Raw genomic sequence first — 15,462 nt, 5'->3', positions numbered from 1 at the left:
GAGCGGCGCTACACCCTGGCGATCAGATTCGCTCGATGTCGTTGGGTACCCAGCTCTTGTCGAACCAGGACTTCAGCGGCCCGTACAACCGCATGATCGCGTACCAGCTCTTGGACGGCACTGTCTGGATCCAGTTGCCGACGCGCTCGCTCGGCGGCTCGGGCCCGAAGGTGAGGTCGATCGACCCGTCCTCGTTGTAGGCGAGTTCGCCGCTCGCGTTCTGGCTGTTGCGACTGGGCAATCGTTGACCTGTCTGCAACTCCGATCGAGTCTGAGGGTCGTAAACGACGACCGACCAGAAGTCCTTCGCCGGAACGCCGGCAGGCAACGTGAGCCGGTAGTTGTTGGCACCGTGAAGGAAGGCGCCGGTGGCATCCCGGTCCGACAGTGCGTACTGCGATCCGGCTCCTACCATTTCTATAGCCATAGCCGGCGTGTTCACGGTCGCCTGGTAGAAGAACAGCGTTCGCGCATCCATGTCGCGGCCTCCCCGCCCATCGCCGTCGAGCCACCGATAGTCGCTGCCGACGAAGCCCGTCTTCCACTTGCGATTCGGGTAGAAGTAGGCGCGCTGGTCGCGAGTTTGGAAGCAGATTGCGCGCGCAGTGGCGTTGCCGACCGCAGCGGCATCGCTGAGAATGTCGAGCATGCGCTCGTCGGGCTCGAAGGGGCGATCCTTGTGGATACCGATGGCCGCCAGAAGCCCACGGGTCTCGGGATCGATGACACCGATCGGTTCCCGGTGGATGACATCGGCGACCTCCTCGTAGAACGAGTGATCGTTGGCGTGGATGGTGTTGATGGCCTTGCCGGAAACAGAGATGAATTCCATCGTCGGACGGTCTTCGGCGGCGGACAGCGGGTAGATCCTGATGCCGCCCTCGAACATAGCCGTCGCTGCGTCGGGCTTGCCATCGACGAGAAACCCTCGGAGAAGCAAAAGGTTCACGTGGCTCGGGGAATGCGCGACGTGATAGCCGTCGGGAACGTCGCCTTCATAGTCGACGGGAGCGATGAGGTACTTTCCGCCCTTGCCGCGATCGGGTCCGGGAGCCCCCATGTCCACGACGAATCGGAACCACGCATCGTCGACAGTGCCCGGACCGCACCCTGGCGGCACCTCAACGACCGTGGGGCCGTCACGATGGAGGTCGAGGATCGCGATGGCATAGACGGTGTCGGTGTTTCCCGTCAGGAAGAGTGGCGTGGAGTCCAGAAGGCGATCGGCGATCGCCACCTTGTGCGCGGCATCACACCCCAGCGCGGTCAGCCCCGTGCGCAATCCCTCCATGGAGGCTGGCGGCACGCACTGCAAAAAAACCTCGACGGCGCGCATGAAGTCGAGGTTGTCGAATACCTTCGCGGCTGTCTCGTCGCTCGGGAACCCGTCGGTGAAGTCCGGCGTGCCGATCCGGGTCTCGACCCGATCCGGCGTCGTTATCGTTCCCGGGATGAACGTGTTGTACCCGTCGGGAACATCTGTCGAGTTGCTCGTCGCAGCCATGCCCGCGCCTCCGTCGCCTGTGGAGCCCGCTCAGCGGGGCTCCCTGTTGAGGAGTAGACCGCTTTCACGCGCCGGACGCAATACCCGTTCGGCGATTGTCCGGAGGTCGACGCATCGAACTCGGCGTGCGCGGTGCCGCCGGAGTGGAGCGGTTGTTTCGCACACACGATGTGCCCAGTCGGACAAACCCGGTTCGGCCCAACACCCGGTACATCCACGCAGCCCGGCGCACGCCGTGGCTCACCTGTTGCCGACGTCCCATCCGTAGCGCTTCTGGAGGGCAGCGGCCACACGGACGAACCGGTCCAGGTCGAGTGCGGCGGCTTCGCGTCGCATGCCGCTCGCATGCACGCTGTAGATCTGTTCGATGTCGACCCATGACGGGCGGCGCTGCGAATCCCACTCCCCCGAGCCGATGGGAAGGAAGTCGCGGTCCCCGTCGCGGTCCTTGCTGGTCAGCCGGACGACGTACACCCGCTCCGCGCTCTGGCGGGCGATGACGAGCACGGGGCGGTCTTTACCGCGCCCATCGTTCTCGGCGTACGGGACCCAGGTCCATACGATCTCGCCGGCGTCCGGGTCGCCGTCGCGGTCGGGCGCATAGGTGATGCGCAGCGCGCCGCGCGCCGGCGGCGCGACCTCGTGGGTCTCGGTTCCCCGTTGCTGCCCCGGCTCGGAACCGCCGCGCGCGGGAGCCGCGCGGCGGGATTTCGGCACGAGGGCTCGTGCAGACGCGCGCATGAGGCGTGAGACGAGACCGGTGAATCCCGAACGTGACGACATCCCGCTACCTTCGCACACCCGCCGGCCACCGGTGTACGAGACGTCGCAGACAGACGCCAGGGGCGCCGCGACCTGCGCGACGCCCCTGGGCTGCTGTATCGAGGGTGTGGGTCAGACCCGCTCTTCGAGCAGGTAGCCCTCCTCGCCGTGGACGACGGTGTCGACTCCGGCGAGCTCGTCCTCGTTCTTGATGCGGAAGCCCATGGTCTTCTCGATGACGAAACCGAGCACGAAGGCGACGACGAACGAGTAGATCAGGACGCCGACCGCGGCGATCACCTGAACGATCAGTTGCTCCGGGCCGCCGCCGAGGAAGAGGCCCGTGTCGATCGCGAAGAACCCGAGGTAGATCGTTCCGATGAGACCACCGACGAGGTGGATGCCCACCACATCGAGCGAGTCGTCGAAGCCGAGCTTGAACTTGAGCTCGATGGCGAGGGCACACACGGCACCGGTGAGCACACCGAGCAGCAGGGCCCAGCCAGGCGTCAAGTTGGCACACGCGGGCGTGATGGCAACGAGACCGGCTACGGCACCAGAGGCGGCGCCGACCGAGGTGGGCTTTCCGTCCTTGATCTTCTCGATCGTGATCCAACCGATGACCGACGCCGCGGTCGCGCCGAGCGTGTTGAGGGCGATCAGGCCGACGCCGCCCATGTCCTCGGCCCACCACTCAGCGCCGGCGTTGAAGCCGAACCAGCCGAACCACAGCAGTGCGGCACCGAGGAGCGTGAGCGGCACGTTGTGGGGCTTGAGGATGCCCTTCTGGAATCCGATGCGCTTGCCGAGTACGAGCGCGAGCGCCAGGGCTGCGGCACCTGCGTTGATGTGCACGGCGGTTCCACCGGCGTAGTCGATGACGGCGACACCGCTTTCGGCACCGAACATCGTCTCGCCGAGGTTGTAGACCCAGCCGCCGCCCCAGACCCACGCGGCCACAGGGAAGTAAACGAGCGTCGCAAAGAGCCCGGCGAAGATCATCCACGAGCCGAACTTGGCGCGGTCGGCGATTGCGCCCGAGATCAGCGCGACCGTGATGATGGCGAATGTCGCGCCGAAGGCGACGCCGATGAGGTCGACGTTCGCGCTTTCACCGGTCGCGAGGCCCGAGAGGGCGAAGTCGCTGAACGGGTTGCCGGCGAAGGCCCATGTCGACTCGACGGCGCTCATGTTGAAGCCGTAGAGGATCCACAGCACGCTGACGAGTCCGAGCGCGCCGAAGCTCATCATCATCATGCTGACGACGCTCTTGGCCTTGACCAATCCGCCGTAGAAGAACGCCACTCCCGGCGTCATGAGCAGAACGAGGGCGGTCGCAGTGACCCCCCACGCGATGTTTCCTGGTGCGTCCATGTTGGGTGTTACCTCGCATCGGGTTTGGTGACGGGGATGCGAGGAGCGTCACGGGTCCGCTGTCTCGCACTGTCGCCCAGTGTTGCGAGCGCGGATTTCACCCGGCGTGCGCGGAGTGTTTCGAGTTCGTTACGCGATCGGCCGCGAGGTAAACAACTCGTTTCCGATGAACGTTGCGGTTCGTCGGTCGATGATCAGGCAAGTGTGGATGCGACGAGCCGCGAGATCGCGCGCAGGTACTTCTTGCGGTATCCCCCGGCGAGCATCTCCTCGGGGAAAACACGGTCCAAAGACACACCGGTCGCACGGATCGGCAACTGTGCGTCGTACACCCGGTCGACGAAGGCGACGAAGCGCAGCGCGGCGGATTGGTCTGAGAACTCGGCGACATCACGCAGCCCGACCACACTGACGCCGTCGATCAGGCGGATGTACCGCGACGGGTGCACCTGCGCGAGGTGAGACACGAGCCCGTCGAAGGTGTCGTCCGACACGAGCCCCGACATCGCCGCATCGGCGAGGGCCGCATCGTATTCGCCCTCGCTGAGCGTGACGGCGTGTCCGTCGACGGCACGGTGACGGTAGTCGATGCCGTCGATGCGCACCGTCTCGAAGCTCGAGGCCATCGCGTGGATCTCACGCAAGAAATCCTGGGCGGCGAACCGCCCCTCGCCCAGCGCATTGGGTGGGGTGTTGCTCGTGGCTGCGAGCTTCGTGCCCGTCGACACCAGTTCACCCAGGAGCCTGGTCATCACCATGGTGTCGCCCGGGTCGTCGAGTTCGAACTCGTCGATGCAGAGAAGATCGGCTCCACGGAACAGCTCCACTGTCTTCTGGTATCCGATCGCACCGACGAGAGCGGTGTACTCGATGAACGAGCCGAAGTACTTCCTCCGCGCCGGCATCGCATGGTAGACGGAGGCGAGGAGGTGAGTCTTGCCGACACCGAATCCGCCGTCGAGGTAGACACCCGGCTTCTGCGGCTGCGCCTTCTTCGCGCGTCGGAAGAGACCACCACGCGCGGCGGGCGCACCACCGCCGCAGAACGCGATGAGCGTGTCCTTGGCAGCCTGCTGCGAGGGGTACTCGGCGTCGGCGCGATACGACTCGAACGTCGCCTCGTGGAACTGGGGAGGGGGCACCAAGGCCGCTACCATCTCCGCGCCCGACAGCTGCGGCATCCGCTCGGCGAGCGTGACGATTCCGGTGGCGGCGGGGGTCATGCAGGTCCTCGTAACAGTCGTGGGGTGCGGATGCGCTCAGCGCCAGGGAATCCTAGGGTCGATACGACGGTTCCACCTTATGCCGTCGTCCACACCACTCGATCCGAGGAGCAATCTGTGACCGTCGAATTCGACACGTCGTCGCCCAAGTTCGCCGAGTACGCCGAGCCCGGCCGGCTGGTGACCGGCGACTGGCTGGAGCAGCGCCTCGGTACGCCCGGCCTGGTCGTGGTGGAATCCGATGAAGACGTGCTGTTGTACGAAACCGGCCACATTCCCGGGGCTGTGAAGGTGGACTGGCACACCGAGTTGAATGATCAGGTCGTGCGGGACTATGTCGACGGTGAGGGGTTCGCCGCGCTCATGTCGCGAAAGGGCATCGCGCGTGAGGACACCGTGGTCGTGTACGGCGATAAGAACAACTGGTGGGCCGCATACGCGCTGTGGGTGTTCTCGCTCTTCGGACACGAAGACGTGCGCCTGCTCGACGGCGGGCGCGACAAGTGGATCGCCGAGGGACGCCCGATGACGACGGATGCCGCGACGCCGGCCCCGACGGAATATCCGATCGTCGAGCGCGACGACAGCCTGATCCGCGCCTACAAGGACGACGTGCTCGCGCACTTCGGCAATCCGCTGATCGACGTGCGCTCGCCCGAGGAATACGACGGGTCTCGCACGAGCATGCCGGCCTACCCCGAAGAGGGTGCCTTGCGCGGTGGACACATTCCCTCGGCGCAGAGCGTGCCCTGGGCGCGTGCCGTGGCGGAGGACGGCGGGTTCAAGGCGCGCGCCGAACTCGATGCGATCTACCGCGACGAGAAGGGCCTGCAGGAAGGCGACGAGATCATCGCGTACTGCCGCATCGGAGAGCGCTCGAGTCACACCTGGTTCGTCCTGAAGCACCTCCTCGGCTTCGAGAAGGTCCGCAACTACGACGGTTCGTGGACGGAGTGGGGCAGCGCCGTACGCGTGCCCATCGCCACCGGCAGCGAGCCCGGCGCCGTTCCGGAGCGCCGATGACGGTCGCGACGATGGGCTGTCACGTCGATGAGCACGTGCGAGGATCGACACGATGAACGCCCCTGCGCTCCCGGCATCCCTCGCCGACATCCAGGCCGACTTCCTCGATCTCCCCGAGGCGGACCGCCTGCAGCTCTTGCTCGAGTTCTCGCGTGAACTGCCCGACATCCCCGAAGAGTACGCGGAGCACCCGGAGCTGCAGGAACGCGTGGTCGAGTGTCAGTCGCCCGTCTACATCGTGATCGAGGTGGACGATGCCGACGTGGTCACGATGCACGCGACGGCGCCGCCGGAGGCACCGACCACTCGAGGGTTCGCCGGCATTCTGACGCAAGGCATCTCGGGGCTCCGCGTCGACGAAGTCCTGGCGATCCCCGACGACTTTCCTCAGACCATCGGGTTGACACGCGCGGTGTCGCCTCTGCGCATCGGCGGGATGACCGGCATGCTCATGCGCGCGAAGCGTCAAGTGCGCGACAAGCGTCGCGCCTGAGCATCACTCCGCGGGGTTCGACTCCGTAGACGATCCCGACTCGACCGACAGCATGTGCGCGCTGAGCCAGCCGCGGATCGCGGTGCTCCACCGTTCCTGGTCGTAGTTCCACAGCTTGGTGTGTCGGGCGACCTCGAAAACCTCGAGCTGTACGAGGTCAGGGCGCGCGGATACGAGGTCGTGCGACGCGTCCGAGGGGACGAAGCCGTCGTCGTCGCTGTGCAGGATGAGAATGGGATGCCGCAACTCCGCGGCGCGCGCGACGACGTCGAGTCGATCCAGAGGGATGCCGGTACCCGCGCCGGTGACCGGGCTGGCCCACTCGTGTTGCAGCGCTTCGAGTGCGATGTCGGTGACCGCCGTCGGAACGTGCATCTGCTTCGCCTGGTACGACAGCACGACTCGCCAGTCGATGACCGGCGAGTCGAGCACGATGCCGGCGATCAGATCGCGATGTGCAGAGTTGAGCGACACCTGGAGGACGATCGCTCCACCCATCGACCATCCCATGAGAATCACGCGCTTCGCGCCGCGGCGCCGCGCGAAGCTCACAGCCGCATCGACATCACGCCACTCCGTCGAGCCGAGCCCGTAGGTACCCGTCTTACTACGGGGAGCTTCGCCGTCGTTCCGATAGGACACCACGAGCGAAGTGACGCCCAAGGCGTGGAACACCGGGACAGCGCGCAGACACTCGGAGCGGGTGGTGCCGCGACCGTGCACCTGAATCACCCAGACGTCACCCTCGCCCGCCGGGAAGAGCCAGGCGGGGCACGGTCCGACGGCCGAGCCGACGAGTTCCGGTGTGTATGCGAGGTGCAGTTCTTCGGGGCGTTCGTAGTACCAGCCGCTGAACGCCGCGTCGGCGTCGAGACGCGCGGTCGGCGCGACATGGGTCAGGAGCTTGCGGGTGACCGACGCGTCATCCTCGGCGAGGATCGAGCCCAGCTTGACGTATCCCGACGTGCCGGTCGTGAACAGCCCGTAACGCCCCGGGAGGGCGGTGTCGGGGTTCTTCGTGAGCGAGATCGTCTGCGCGGCGGTATCGAGCGACACGATACGGGTGTCGGGAAGTCTCGGCGCCGGAGTCACAACTTTCCGCGCGAGACGGGCGGACGCGACAGCCATGATCGCGGCGGCGCCGGCGAGCGCGACAGTGACCACCGACATCGCGATACGCAGGCCGAAGAGCAGGGACGGGGTTGCGGCGCCGTTCACGGCGCGCCTGGGAGGGAGCATCGTGCGCTCACTCTAGTCTGTCCGCGTGGTTGACCAGCGTCCCCCGGCGGCATCCGCGCCCTTCGCTCTCGCAACGGAGCAGGTGCGCGAGACCGAGTTCCGTGCTGATCTGACCGTGCGCGAGATTCCGGCACCCCCGGGGCTCGCACCCGACGCGATCGCTCTCGCCGGTGACGTGCGCCCTGAACCGGGCGAGACGGATTCGCCGTACGGCACAGGGCGGTTCATCCTTCTTCACGACGCGGACGAGCCTTCGGCTTGGAATGGGCCGTGGCGGATCGTGTGTTTCGCGCAGGCCCCTTTGGAACGGGACATCGGCGTCGACCCACTCTTGGCAGATGTCGCATGGGCGTGGCTGACCGACGCACTCGCCTCCCACGCCGCCGGCTTTCACTCGGCATCCGGCACCGCGACCAAGACGCTTTCCAAGGGTTTCGGGACGCTCGCCGCCGAGGGAGAGGGTGCACAGATCGAGCTGCGTGCGTCCTGGTCGCCCGAGGGACCTATCGGCCCGCACGTCGAGGCGTGGGCCGAACTGGTGTGCATGCTCGCGGGACTCCCGCCTGGATCGGAAGGGATTGCGATGCTCGGCGCTCGCAGATTCACCACGTGACCGTTTACACCGTCATCGACAACGCCGACGATCTCCGAACGGCCGCCGAGACGCTCGCTCAGGGCAGTGGTCCCGTCGCTGTGGACGTCGAACGTGCTTCGGGTTTCCGTTACTCGCAACGCGCGTACCTCGTCCAGGTCTTCCGCCGCGACGCGGGACTCTACCTCTTCGATCCGCCGGCGATCGGCGCCATGGCACCTCTGCAGCAAGCGATCGGCGGGGAAGAATGGATCCTCCACGCCGCGAGTCAGGATCTGCCGTCATTGCGTGAACTCGGTCTCGAGCCGGCGACACTCTTCGACACGGAGCTCGCCGCACGGTTGCTCGGACATGACCGAGTGGGGCTGGCTGCGGTCGTCGAAGACACGCTGGGCATCACCCTCGCGAAGGCCCACTCGGCTGCTGACTGGTCGACCCGGCCGCTCCCCCAGTCCTGGCTCGAGTACGCGGCGCTGGACGTTGAGCACCTCGTCGACGTCCGCGACGCTCTGGCGAACGAGCTCGAGGAACAGGAGAAGTCCGACATCGCCGCGCAGGAGTTCCGCGCGACGCTCGAGCGCGAGCCGAAGCCGCCGCGCGAGGAGCCCTGGCGCCGGCTCAGCGGATTGCACACCGTCCGGGGTCGCAAGAATCTCGCCGTGGCCCGCGCGCTGTGGACAGCGCGTGAAGAATACGCGCGCGAGCAGGACATCGCCCCGGGGCGTCTGGTGCCCGACCGCTCACTCGTCGCTGCGGTCGTCGCCGCGCCGGGGTCGAAGGCCGAACTCGCGTCGATCAAGGCGTTCAACGGCCGTGCCAGCCGCAGCCAGATCGACCGGTGGTGGCAGGCCATCGTCGACGGACGTGCGTCGACGACTCCGCCGCTCGAACGAGCCAAGGGCGGAGATTCGCTTCCGCCGCCGCGTGCGTGGGCGGATCGCAACCCCGACGCGGATGCACGACTCAAAGCCGCGCGACCCGTCATCGAAGCGCGCGCCGAAGCTCTGGCGATGCCAACGGAGAATCTCCTCACCCCCGATCTGCTCCGCCGTGTCGCATGGTCACCTCCTGACAGCGTGACCGCCGAGAGCGTCGGGGAGGCTCTGGCATCCTTGGGTGCGCGGCCGTGGCAGATTGCGGAAACCGCACAGTTGATCGCCGATGCCTTTGTGTGTTCCGTGCAAGATCCCGACGACGGCGACGAGACGGCTTCGTAGGTTTCCCCCACCCGGTTCCGTTGCACCAAAGGGCCTCCGTAGGCTGGCGGCATCCCACATACTTTGGAGGCAGAGTGGCCGAGATCTCGGACGTCTTCTTCGTCGACGGAATGCGCACCCCTTTCGGTCGCGCCGGCGAGAAGGGCATGTACTTCAACACCCGCAGCGACGATCTCGCCGTCAAGGCGACGATCGGCCTGATGGAGCGTAATCCCGACGTTCCGGCGGACCGCATCGACGACGTCGCCATCGCGGCGACGTCGCAGACCGGTGATCAGGGCCTGACGCTCGGGCGCTCCGTCGCCATCCTGGCGGGTCTCCCGCAGAGCGTTCCGGGCTTCGCGATCGACCGCATGTGCGCCGGCGCGATGACGAGCGTCACGACGATGGCCGGTTCGATCGGCGTCGGCATGTACGACCTCGCCCTCGCGGGCGGTGTCGAGCACATGGGGCGCCACCCCATCGGCTCGAACGCGGACCCCAACCCGCGCTTTGTCGCCGAGAAGATGGTCGACCCGGGCGCGCTCAACATGGGTGTCACCGCCGAGCGCATCTTCGACCGGTACCCGCACCTCACGAAGGAGCGCTCCGACCGGTTCGGAATGCTCTCACAGCACAAGGCACAGGCGGCCTACGATGCGGGCAAGTTCCAATCGGATCTCGTCCCCGTCGCGATCAAGGACGCCGACGGCGCGTGGGGTCTCGCCACGGAGGACGAGGGTCGTCGTCCGCAGACGACGATGGAAGACCTCGCCGCCTTGAAGACCCCGTTCCGCCCGCACGGCCGGGTCACCGCCGGTACCTCTTCGCCACTGACCGACGGCGCCACGATGTCGCTGCTCGCCGGCGGCAGCGCGGTGAAGGAACTCGGGCTCGCCCCGAAGATGCGCATGGTGTCGTTCGCGTTCGCCGGTGTGCAGCCCGAGATCATGGGAATCGGCCCGATTCCGTCGACCGAGAAGGCGCTCCGCAAGGCGGGCCTGACAATCGATGACATCGGCCTGTTCGAGTTGAACGAGGCGTTCGCGATCCAGGTGATCTCGCTCCTCGACCACTTCGGCATCGCCGACGACGACCCCCGGGTGAATCAGTGGGGCGGCGCGATTGCGCTCGGCCATCCGCTTGCCGCATCCGGCGTTCGTCTCATGATCCAGCTCGCAGCGCAGTTCGCAGAGCGACCCGACGTCCGTTACGGCCTGACCGCGATGTGTGTCGGTCTGGGTCAGGGGGGTTCGGTGATCTGGGAGAACCCCCACTACGACGGCAAGAAGCGCAAGTAAGGGCGAGGATCAATGACCAACTACGACGACATCGATTTCTCGCCGATCCAAGCCCTCACCGAGGGTGAGGTGATCACGCACTCCACCGTGCGGGACATCACACTCCCGTCCGGTCGGGTGATGGCTCTCGTCACGCTCGACAACGGGCGCGACCACACGCGTCCGAACACCCTCGGGCCCGCGACGATGACGCAGCTCGGTGAGACGCTCTCCGCTCTGAAATCGCGCGCTGCGGCGGGCGAGATCGCCGCGGTCGGCATCACCGGAAAGCAGTACATCCTCGCCGCCGGTGCCGATCTCAGTGACATCTCGCGCGTGGGGTCGAAGGACAACGCTCGTCTCGTTGCGCAGCTCGGACACAAGGTGCTCGGGATGCTCGGGGACCTGGGCGTCCCCTCGTTCGCGTTCGTCAACGGCCTCGCGCTCGGTGGCGGCCTCGAGATCGCGCTGAACTCGACGTACCGCACTGTCGACGCCTCCGCGGCTGCGATCGCGCTCCCTGAAGTGTTCCTCGGAATCATTCCCGGGTGGGGCGGCGCGTATCTTCTGCCCAACCTGATCGGAATCGAGAACGCGCTCGAGGTGGTGATCTCGAACCCGTTGAAGCAGAACCGGATGCTCAAGCCGCAGCAGGCGTTCGACCTCGGCATCGTGGACGCGATCTTCCCGCCGGCGACGTTCCTCGAGAATTCCTTGGTATGGGCCGACGCGGTCCTCGGAGGAAAGAAGGTCGAGCGTAAGAACGAGCCGGGCAAGATCGAGCGCACCGTCAAGTGGCCGGTCGCGATCAAGATGGCGCGCGGCATGCTCGAGTCGAAGATCGGCACGGTCCCCCGATCGCCGTACGTCGCGCTCGATCTGCTCGAGAAAGCGCGCAGCGGCACCAAGGCCGAGGGGTTCGCGCGCGAAGACGAGGCCCTCGCCGATCTCGTCACGGGCGACCAGTTCGCGGCGTCGATGTATGCCTTCGATCTCGTCCAGAAGCGGGCGAAGCGGCCCGTGGGCGCCCCGAGCAAGGACCTTGCCAAGAAGGTCAGCAAGGTCGGAATCATCGGCGCAGGGCTCATGGCCAGCCAGTTCGCCCTACTGTTCGTCCGACGTCTGCAGGTGCCCGTGCTCATCACGGACCTCGACCAGGCGCGCGTCGACAAGGGTGTCGCCTACATCCACGAGGAGATCGGCAAGCTCGAGGCGAAGGGCCGGCTGGACGCCGACACCGCGAACCGGCTCCGCTCCCTCGTCACCGGCACGACGGAAAAGAGCCTCTACGCCGATTGCGACTTCGTCATCGAAGCCGTCTTCGAAGAGGTCGGCGTCAAGCAACAGGTCTTCGCCGAGATCGAGCCGATCATCGCCGAGGATGCGATCCTTGCCACCAACACCTCGTCGTTGTCGGTAGAAGAGATCGGCGCGAAGCTCGCGCACCCCGAGCGTCTCGTCGGCTTCCACTTCTTCAACCCCGTCGCGGTCATGCCGCTGATCGAGGTCGTGAAGACGCCGAACACTTCCGAGGCTGCACTGTCGACGGCGTTCGTCGTCGCCAAGGGGCTGAAGAAGAATGCGGTCCTCACCGCCGACGCCCCTGGATTCGTCGTGAACCGTCTCTTGGCAAAGGTCATGGGTGAGGCTGCCCGCGCCGTCTACGAGGGCACACCGGTGGCCGACGTCGAGAAGGCCTTCGCGCCCCTCGGACTGCCGATGGGTCCGTTCCAGCTCATCGACCTCGTCGGTTGGAAGGTCGCCGCGCACGTGCAGGACACGATGGTACGGGCGTTCCCCGACCGGTTCTACGCGAACGACAACTTCCACGCCCTCGCTGAGCTGGATGCCGTCGTCGAGAAGGACAAGGGCGGTCGCGTGACCGGCTTCACGAAGGCCGCCGAGAAGGTGCTCAAGGGGCACGTGGGATCGACGCCTGCGTCGGCCGACACCATCCTCACGCGCGTGCAGGACGGCCTGGCGCAGGAGATTCACCTCATGCTCGAGCAGGACGTCGTGCCAGAGGTGGAAGACATCGACCTCTGCCTGATCCTGGGTGCAGGATGGCCGTTCATCGATGGCGGGGCCTCGCCCTACCTCGACCGTGAGGGTGCGTCCGAGCGGGTCTTCGGCGACACGTTCCACCACCCGCCGATTCGCGGCATCGAATCCTGATCGCACGGGTGGGGCTGCAGGCACATCTGCAGCCCCACCCGTTTCCGGTGATTCGATAGCGTAAGAAGTGATGTCCCACAGCGCTTCTCCCCCGCCCGGCGCCGCGCCGATGAATGCGACATGGGCAGACGTCTTCCGCGGCGGCGTCGTCGCCTGGGGAGTATTCGTCGGCTTGATGCTCATCGCGTTCGCAATCGCAGGGATCGTAGCCGACGCGGTCGCCCGTGCCGATGGGGTGAGTGTGATGTCGTCGCTGTCCGTGCTGCCGCTCGCGCTTGTGTATACGGCGTTCATCGGCGGGACCGCCTCGTTCCTCGTGACGATGCTGGGGCTTCCGGTCGCGTGGTTGGTGGCACGGTCGCTGCGGCATGACACTTCGATTGCGCGCCACGTCATGGTCTATGCACTCCTGGGCGCCGCCGTCGGCTGTCTCGCGCTCGCCGTCACCGCGGCGTTCAGCGGATCACTCGTCGACGTGTTCTTCAGCGCCGCCGCGCCTGTCACCATCCTCATCTGCGCGACATCGGTGGTCGCCGGCTGGTGGCGTGCCTCACGGCGAATCCGGGCCGAACTCGAGCCTGGCGACCCACGTTCTCCGATCGAGTTCAGCGAGGGCTGAGGGTCACTGTTCGCTGCGCACCGGCACGTTCAGGGATGACAGGGCGCCCAGATCCGGCCGTGCGACCGGAATCCGGGTCCCCAACACCTGAGCCACGACGTCCTGGGCGATTTTCGCGGCGGTGAGTCCGGCATCCTCGAGGATCTGATCGCGACTCGCGTGGTCGATGAACGCGTCGGGCACTCCGAGCTCGTCGACGGCGGTATCGATGCCCGCCTCGCGCAACACCTGGCGGACACGGGTGCCGACACCTCCCACACGGATACCGTCCTCGATCGTGATGACGAGGCGATGCTCGGCGGCGAGGGTGACGATCGACGGCTGCACGGGGATGGCCCAGCGCGGATCCACGACCGTCGCACCGATCCCCTGCGCGCGCAGACGTTCGGCGACGTCCACGGCGGTGTGTGCCATCGGTCCGATGCCGACGATCAGCACGTCCTGGGCCTCCGAGCGATACAACACGTCGACGCCGTCGTCACGCCGCTCAAGCGCGGGAAGCTCCGGGCTGACGCTTCCCTTCGGGAAACGGACCACGGTCGGGGCATCGTCGACGGCGATCGCTTCGCGGAGTTCCTCGCGGAGCCGCTCGGCATCGCGCGGCACCGCTATGCGGATGTGCGGAACGATCTGCAGCATCGCGAGATCCCAGATTCCGTGGTGGCTCGGACCGTCGGGACCGGTGACTCCTGCTCGGTCCAGGACAAATGTGACCCCCGCGCGGTGCAGGGCGACATCCATCAACACCTGGTCGAACGCGCGGTTCATGAAGGTCGCGTAGATCGCGACGACAGGGTGGAGCCCGCCGTAGGCCAAGCCTGCAGCGGACGCGACCGCGTGCTGCTCGGCGATGCCGACGTCGTACACGCGCTCGGGAAAACGTTCGGCGAACGGGAGCAATCCCGTCGGTCGCAACATCGCCGCGGTCATCGCGATGACGTCGCCGCGCTGCTCGCCGACCTCGACCAACTCCTGCGAGAAGACGTCGGTCCAGGCCTGGACGCCACTCCCCCCGCCGACGGTCTTGCCTGTGGCCGGATCGATCTTGCCGACGGCGTGGAATTGATCGGCCTCGTCGTCTCGAGCGGGCTGGTATCCCCGCCCCTTCTCGGTGATGGCGTGGACGATGACCGGTGCACCGTAAGACTTCGCGAGCTCGAGCGTTTCGATGAGTGCATCGAGATCGTGCCCGTCGACCGGGCCGAGGTACTTGATATCGAGATTCGAGTAGAGCTCGGTGTTGTTGGTGAACCGTGACAGGAAGCCGTGCGTTCCCCCGCGCACCCCGCGGTAGACGGCGCGTGCGGCGGGACCGAGCTTGCCGAACACCGTCGCCGAATTGTCGCGCAGGCTTCGGTAGGTGTCCGCGGTGCGGACGCGGTTGAGATATCGAGCCATTCCGCCGATCGTCGGTGCGTACGAGCGACCGTTGTCGTTGACGACGATGACGAGGTTACGGTCGTTGTCGTCCGAGATGTTGTTGAGCGCTTCCCAAGTCATCCCGCCGGTCAACGACCCGTCGCCGACGACGGCGACAACGTGCCGATCCGTCCGACCGGTGCGTGTGAACGCACGCGACACCCCATCTGCCCAACTGAGCGAACTCGACGCGTGAGACGATTCCACGACGTCGTGTGCGCTCTCGCTGCGCTGCGGATAACCGGCCAGTCCCCCGCGCGAACGCAGTTGGGAGAAGTCCTGGCGTCCGGTGAGGAGCTTGTGCACGTAGGACTGATGCCCGGTGTCGAAGATGACCGGGTCATCCGGCGAATCGAAGACGCGGTGGATCGCCATCGTCAGTTCGACCACTCCGAGGTTGGGACCGAGGTGTCCGCCGGTCCGAGCGACGTTCTCGATCAGGAAGGCGCGGATCTCCGTCGCCAGCTGGTCCATCTCGTCGTGGGTCAGCCCATCCAGATCGCGCGGGCCGGTGATCGATGACAGCAGCGACATCCTCGCTCCTTCCCTGCCCCCACGGGCAT

Annotated in this window: 13 protein-coding genes; 7 read left to right on the top strand and 6 right to left on the bottom strand. The window is 66.4% G+C overall.

Annotated elements, in window-relative coordinates:
* Positions 1-22: 22 nt before the first annotated feature.
* The 4 genes from ACFQZV_RS09540 to zapE all read right to left on the bottom strand — a co-directional run bounded on the left by ACFQZV_RS09540 (position 23) and on the right by zapE (position 4,863).
* The gene (locus tag ACFQZV_RS09540) at positions 23-1,504 is read right to left on the bottom strand and encodes a DUF1254 domain-containing protein (RefSeq protein ID WP_378751977.1); all 1,482 of its coding nucleotides are present in this window, start codon (positions 1,502-1,504) and stop codon (positions 23-25) included.
* 240 nt (positions 1,505-1,744) lie between these two features.
* Positions 1,745-2,287, bottom strand: coding sequence for a type II toxin-antitoxin system PemK/MazF family toxin (locus ACFQZV_RS09535; protein ID WP_378751975.1), 543 nt, complete (start codon positions 2,285-2,287; stop codon positions 1,745-1,747).
* 111 nt (positions 2,288-2,398) lie between these two features.
* Positions 2,399-3,640 (bottom strand): ammonium transporter, encoded by a 1,242-nt coding sequence (locus ACFQZV_RS09530; RefSeq protein WP_378751973.1) that lies wholly within the window; start codon positions 3,638-3,640, stop codon positions 2,399-2,401.
* Between the two features lie 194 nt (positions 3,641-3,834).
* Positions 3,835-4,863 (bottom strand): cell division protein ZapE, encoded by a 1,029-nt coding sequence (gene zapE / locus ACFQZV_RS09525; protein WP_378751971.1) that lies wholly within the window; start codon positions 4,861-4,863, stop codon positions 3,835-3,837.
* A 117-nt stretch (positions 4,864-4,980) separates the two neighbouring features.
* Between zapE and ACFQZV_RS09520 the strand changes: the two genes are divergently transcribed.
* Both ACFQZV_RS09520 and ACFQZV_RS09515 read left to right on the top strand, forming a co-directional pair.
* Positions 4,981-5,886, top strand: coding sequence for a sulfurtransferase (locus ACFQZV_RS09520; protein ID WP_378751969.1), 906 nt, complete (start codon positions 4,981-4,983; stop codon positions 5,884-5,886).
* Positions 5,887-5,938: 52 nt separating this feature from the next.
* Positions 5,939-6,379: a SufE family protein gene (locus ACFQZV_RS09515; protein WP_378751967.1), complete on the top strand. Its 441-nt coding sequence runs from the start codon at positions 5,939-5,941 to the stop codon at positions 6,377-6,379.
* 3 nt (positions 6,380-6,382) lie between these two features.
* On the opposite strand, the gene ACFQZV_RS09510 is transcribed toward ACFQZV_RS09515, so the two are convergent.
* Positions 6,383-7,618 carry an alpha/beta hydrolase family protein gene (locus tag ACFQZV_RS09510; RefSeq protein ID WP_378751965.1) on the bottom strand — a complete coding sequence of 412 codons (1,236 nt, stop codon included), beginning with the start codon at positions 7,616-7,618 and terminating at the stop codon, positions 6,383-6,385.
* A gap of 25 nt (positions 7,619-7,643) precedes the next feature.
* Between ACFQZV_RS09510 and ACFQZV_RS09505 the strand changes: the two genes are divergently transcribed.
* The 5 genes from ACFQZV_RS09505 (at position 7,644) to ACFQZV_RS09485 (ending at position 13,480) form a co-directional block, all read left to right on the top strand.
* Positions 7,644-8,231 (top strand): DUF3000 domain-containing protein, encoded by a 588-nt coding sequence (locus ACFQZV_RS09505; RefSeq protein WP_378751963.1) that lies wholly within the window; start codon positions 7,644-7,646, stop codon positions 8,229-8,231.
* Positions 8,228-9,427 carry a ribonuclease D gene (locus ACFQZV_RS09500; RefSeq protein ID WP_378751961.1) on the top strand — a complete coding sequence of 400 codons (1,200 nt, stop codon included), beginning with the start codon at positions 8,228-8,230 and terminating at the stop codon, positions 9,425-9,427. The genes ACFQZV_RS09505 and ACFQZV_RS09500 overlap by 4 nt, the downstream gene beginning before the upstream one ends.
* A gap of 74 nt (positions 9,428-9,501) precedes the next feature.
* Complete coding sequence (locus tag ACFQZV_RS09495) at positions 9,502-10,707, top strand: thiolase family protein (protein WP_378751959.1); 1,206 nt, start codon at positions 9,502-9,504, stop codon at positions 10,705-10,707.
* A 12-nt stretch (positions 10,708-10,719) separates the two neighbouring features.
* Positions 10,720-12,861, top strand: a complete 2,142-nt coding sequence (locus tag ACFQZV_RS09490; protein ID WP_378751957.1) for a 3-hydroxyacyl-CoA dehydrogenase NAD-binding domain-containing protein — start codon at positions 10,720-10,722, stop codon at positions 12,859-12,861.
* A gap of 70 nt (positions 12,862-12,931) precedes the next feature.
* Positions 12,932-13,480 (top strand): hypothetical protein, encoded by a 549-nt coding sequence (locus ACFQZV_RS09485; RefSeq protein ID WP_378751956.1) that lies wholly within the window; start codon positions 12,932-12,934, stop codon positions 13,478-13,480.
* Positions 13,481-13,483: 3 nt separating this feature from the next.
* On the opposite strand, the gene dxs is transcribed toward ACFQZV_RS09485, so the two are convergent.
* Entirely contained in the window at positions 13,484-15,433 is a 1,950-nt protein-coding gene (gene dxs / locus ACFQZV_RS09480; protein ID WP_378751955.1) for a 1-deoxy-D-xylulose-5-phosphate synthase, read from the bottom strand.
* Positions 15,434-15,462: the final 29 nt, after the last annotated feature.

Source organism: Microbacterium koreense, from assembly GCF_042677105.1.
GTDB lineage: Bacteria > Actinomycetota > Actinomycetes > Actinomycetales > Microbacteriaceae > Microbacterium > Microbacterium koreense.
This window is presented reverse-complemented; position numbering and strand designations above follow the sequence as displayed.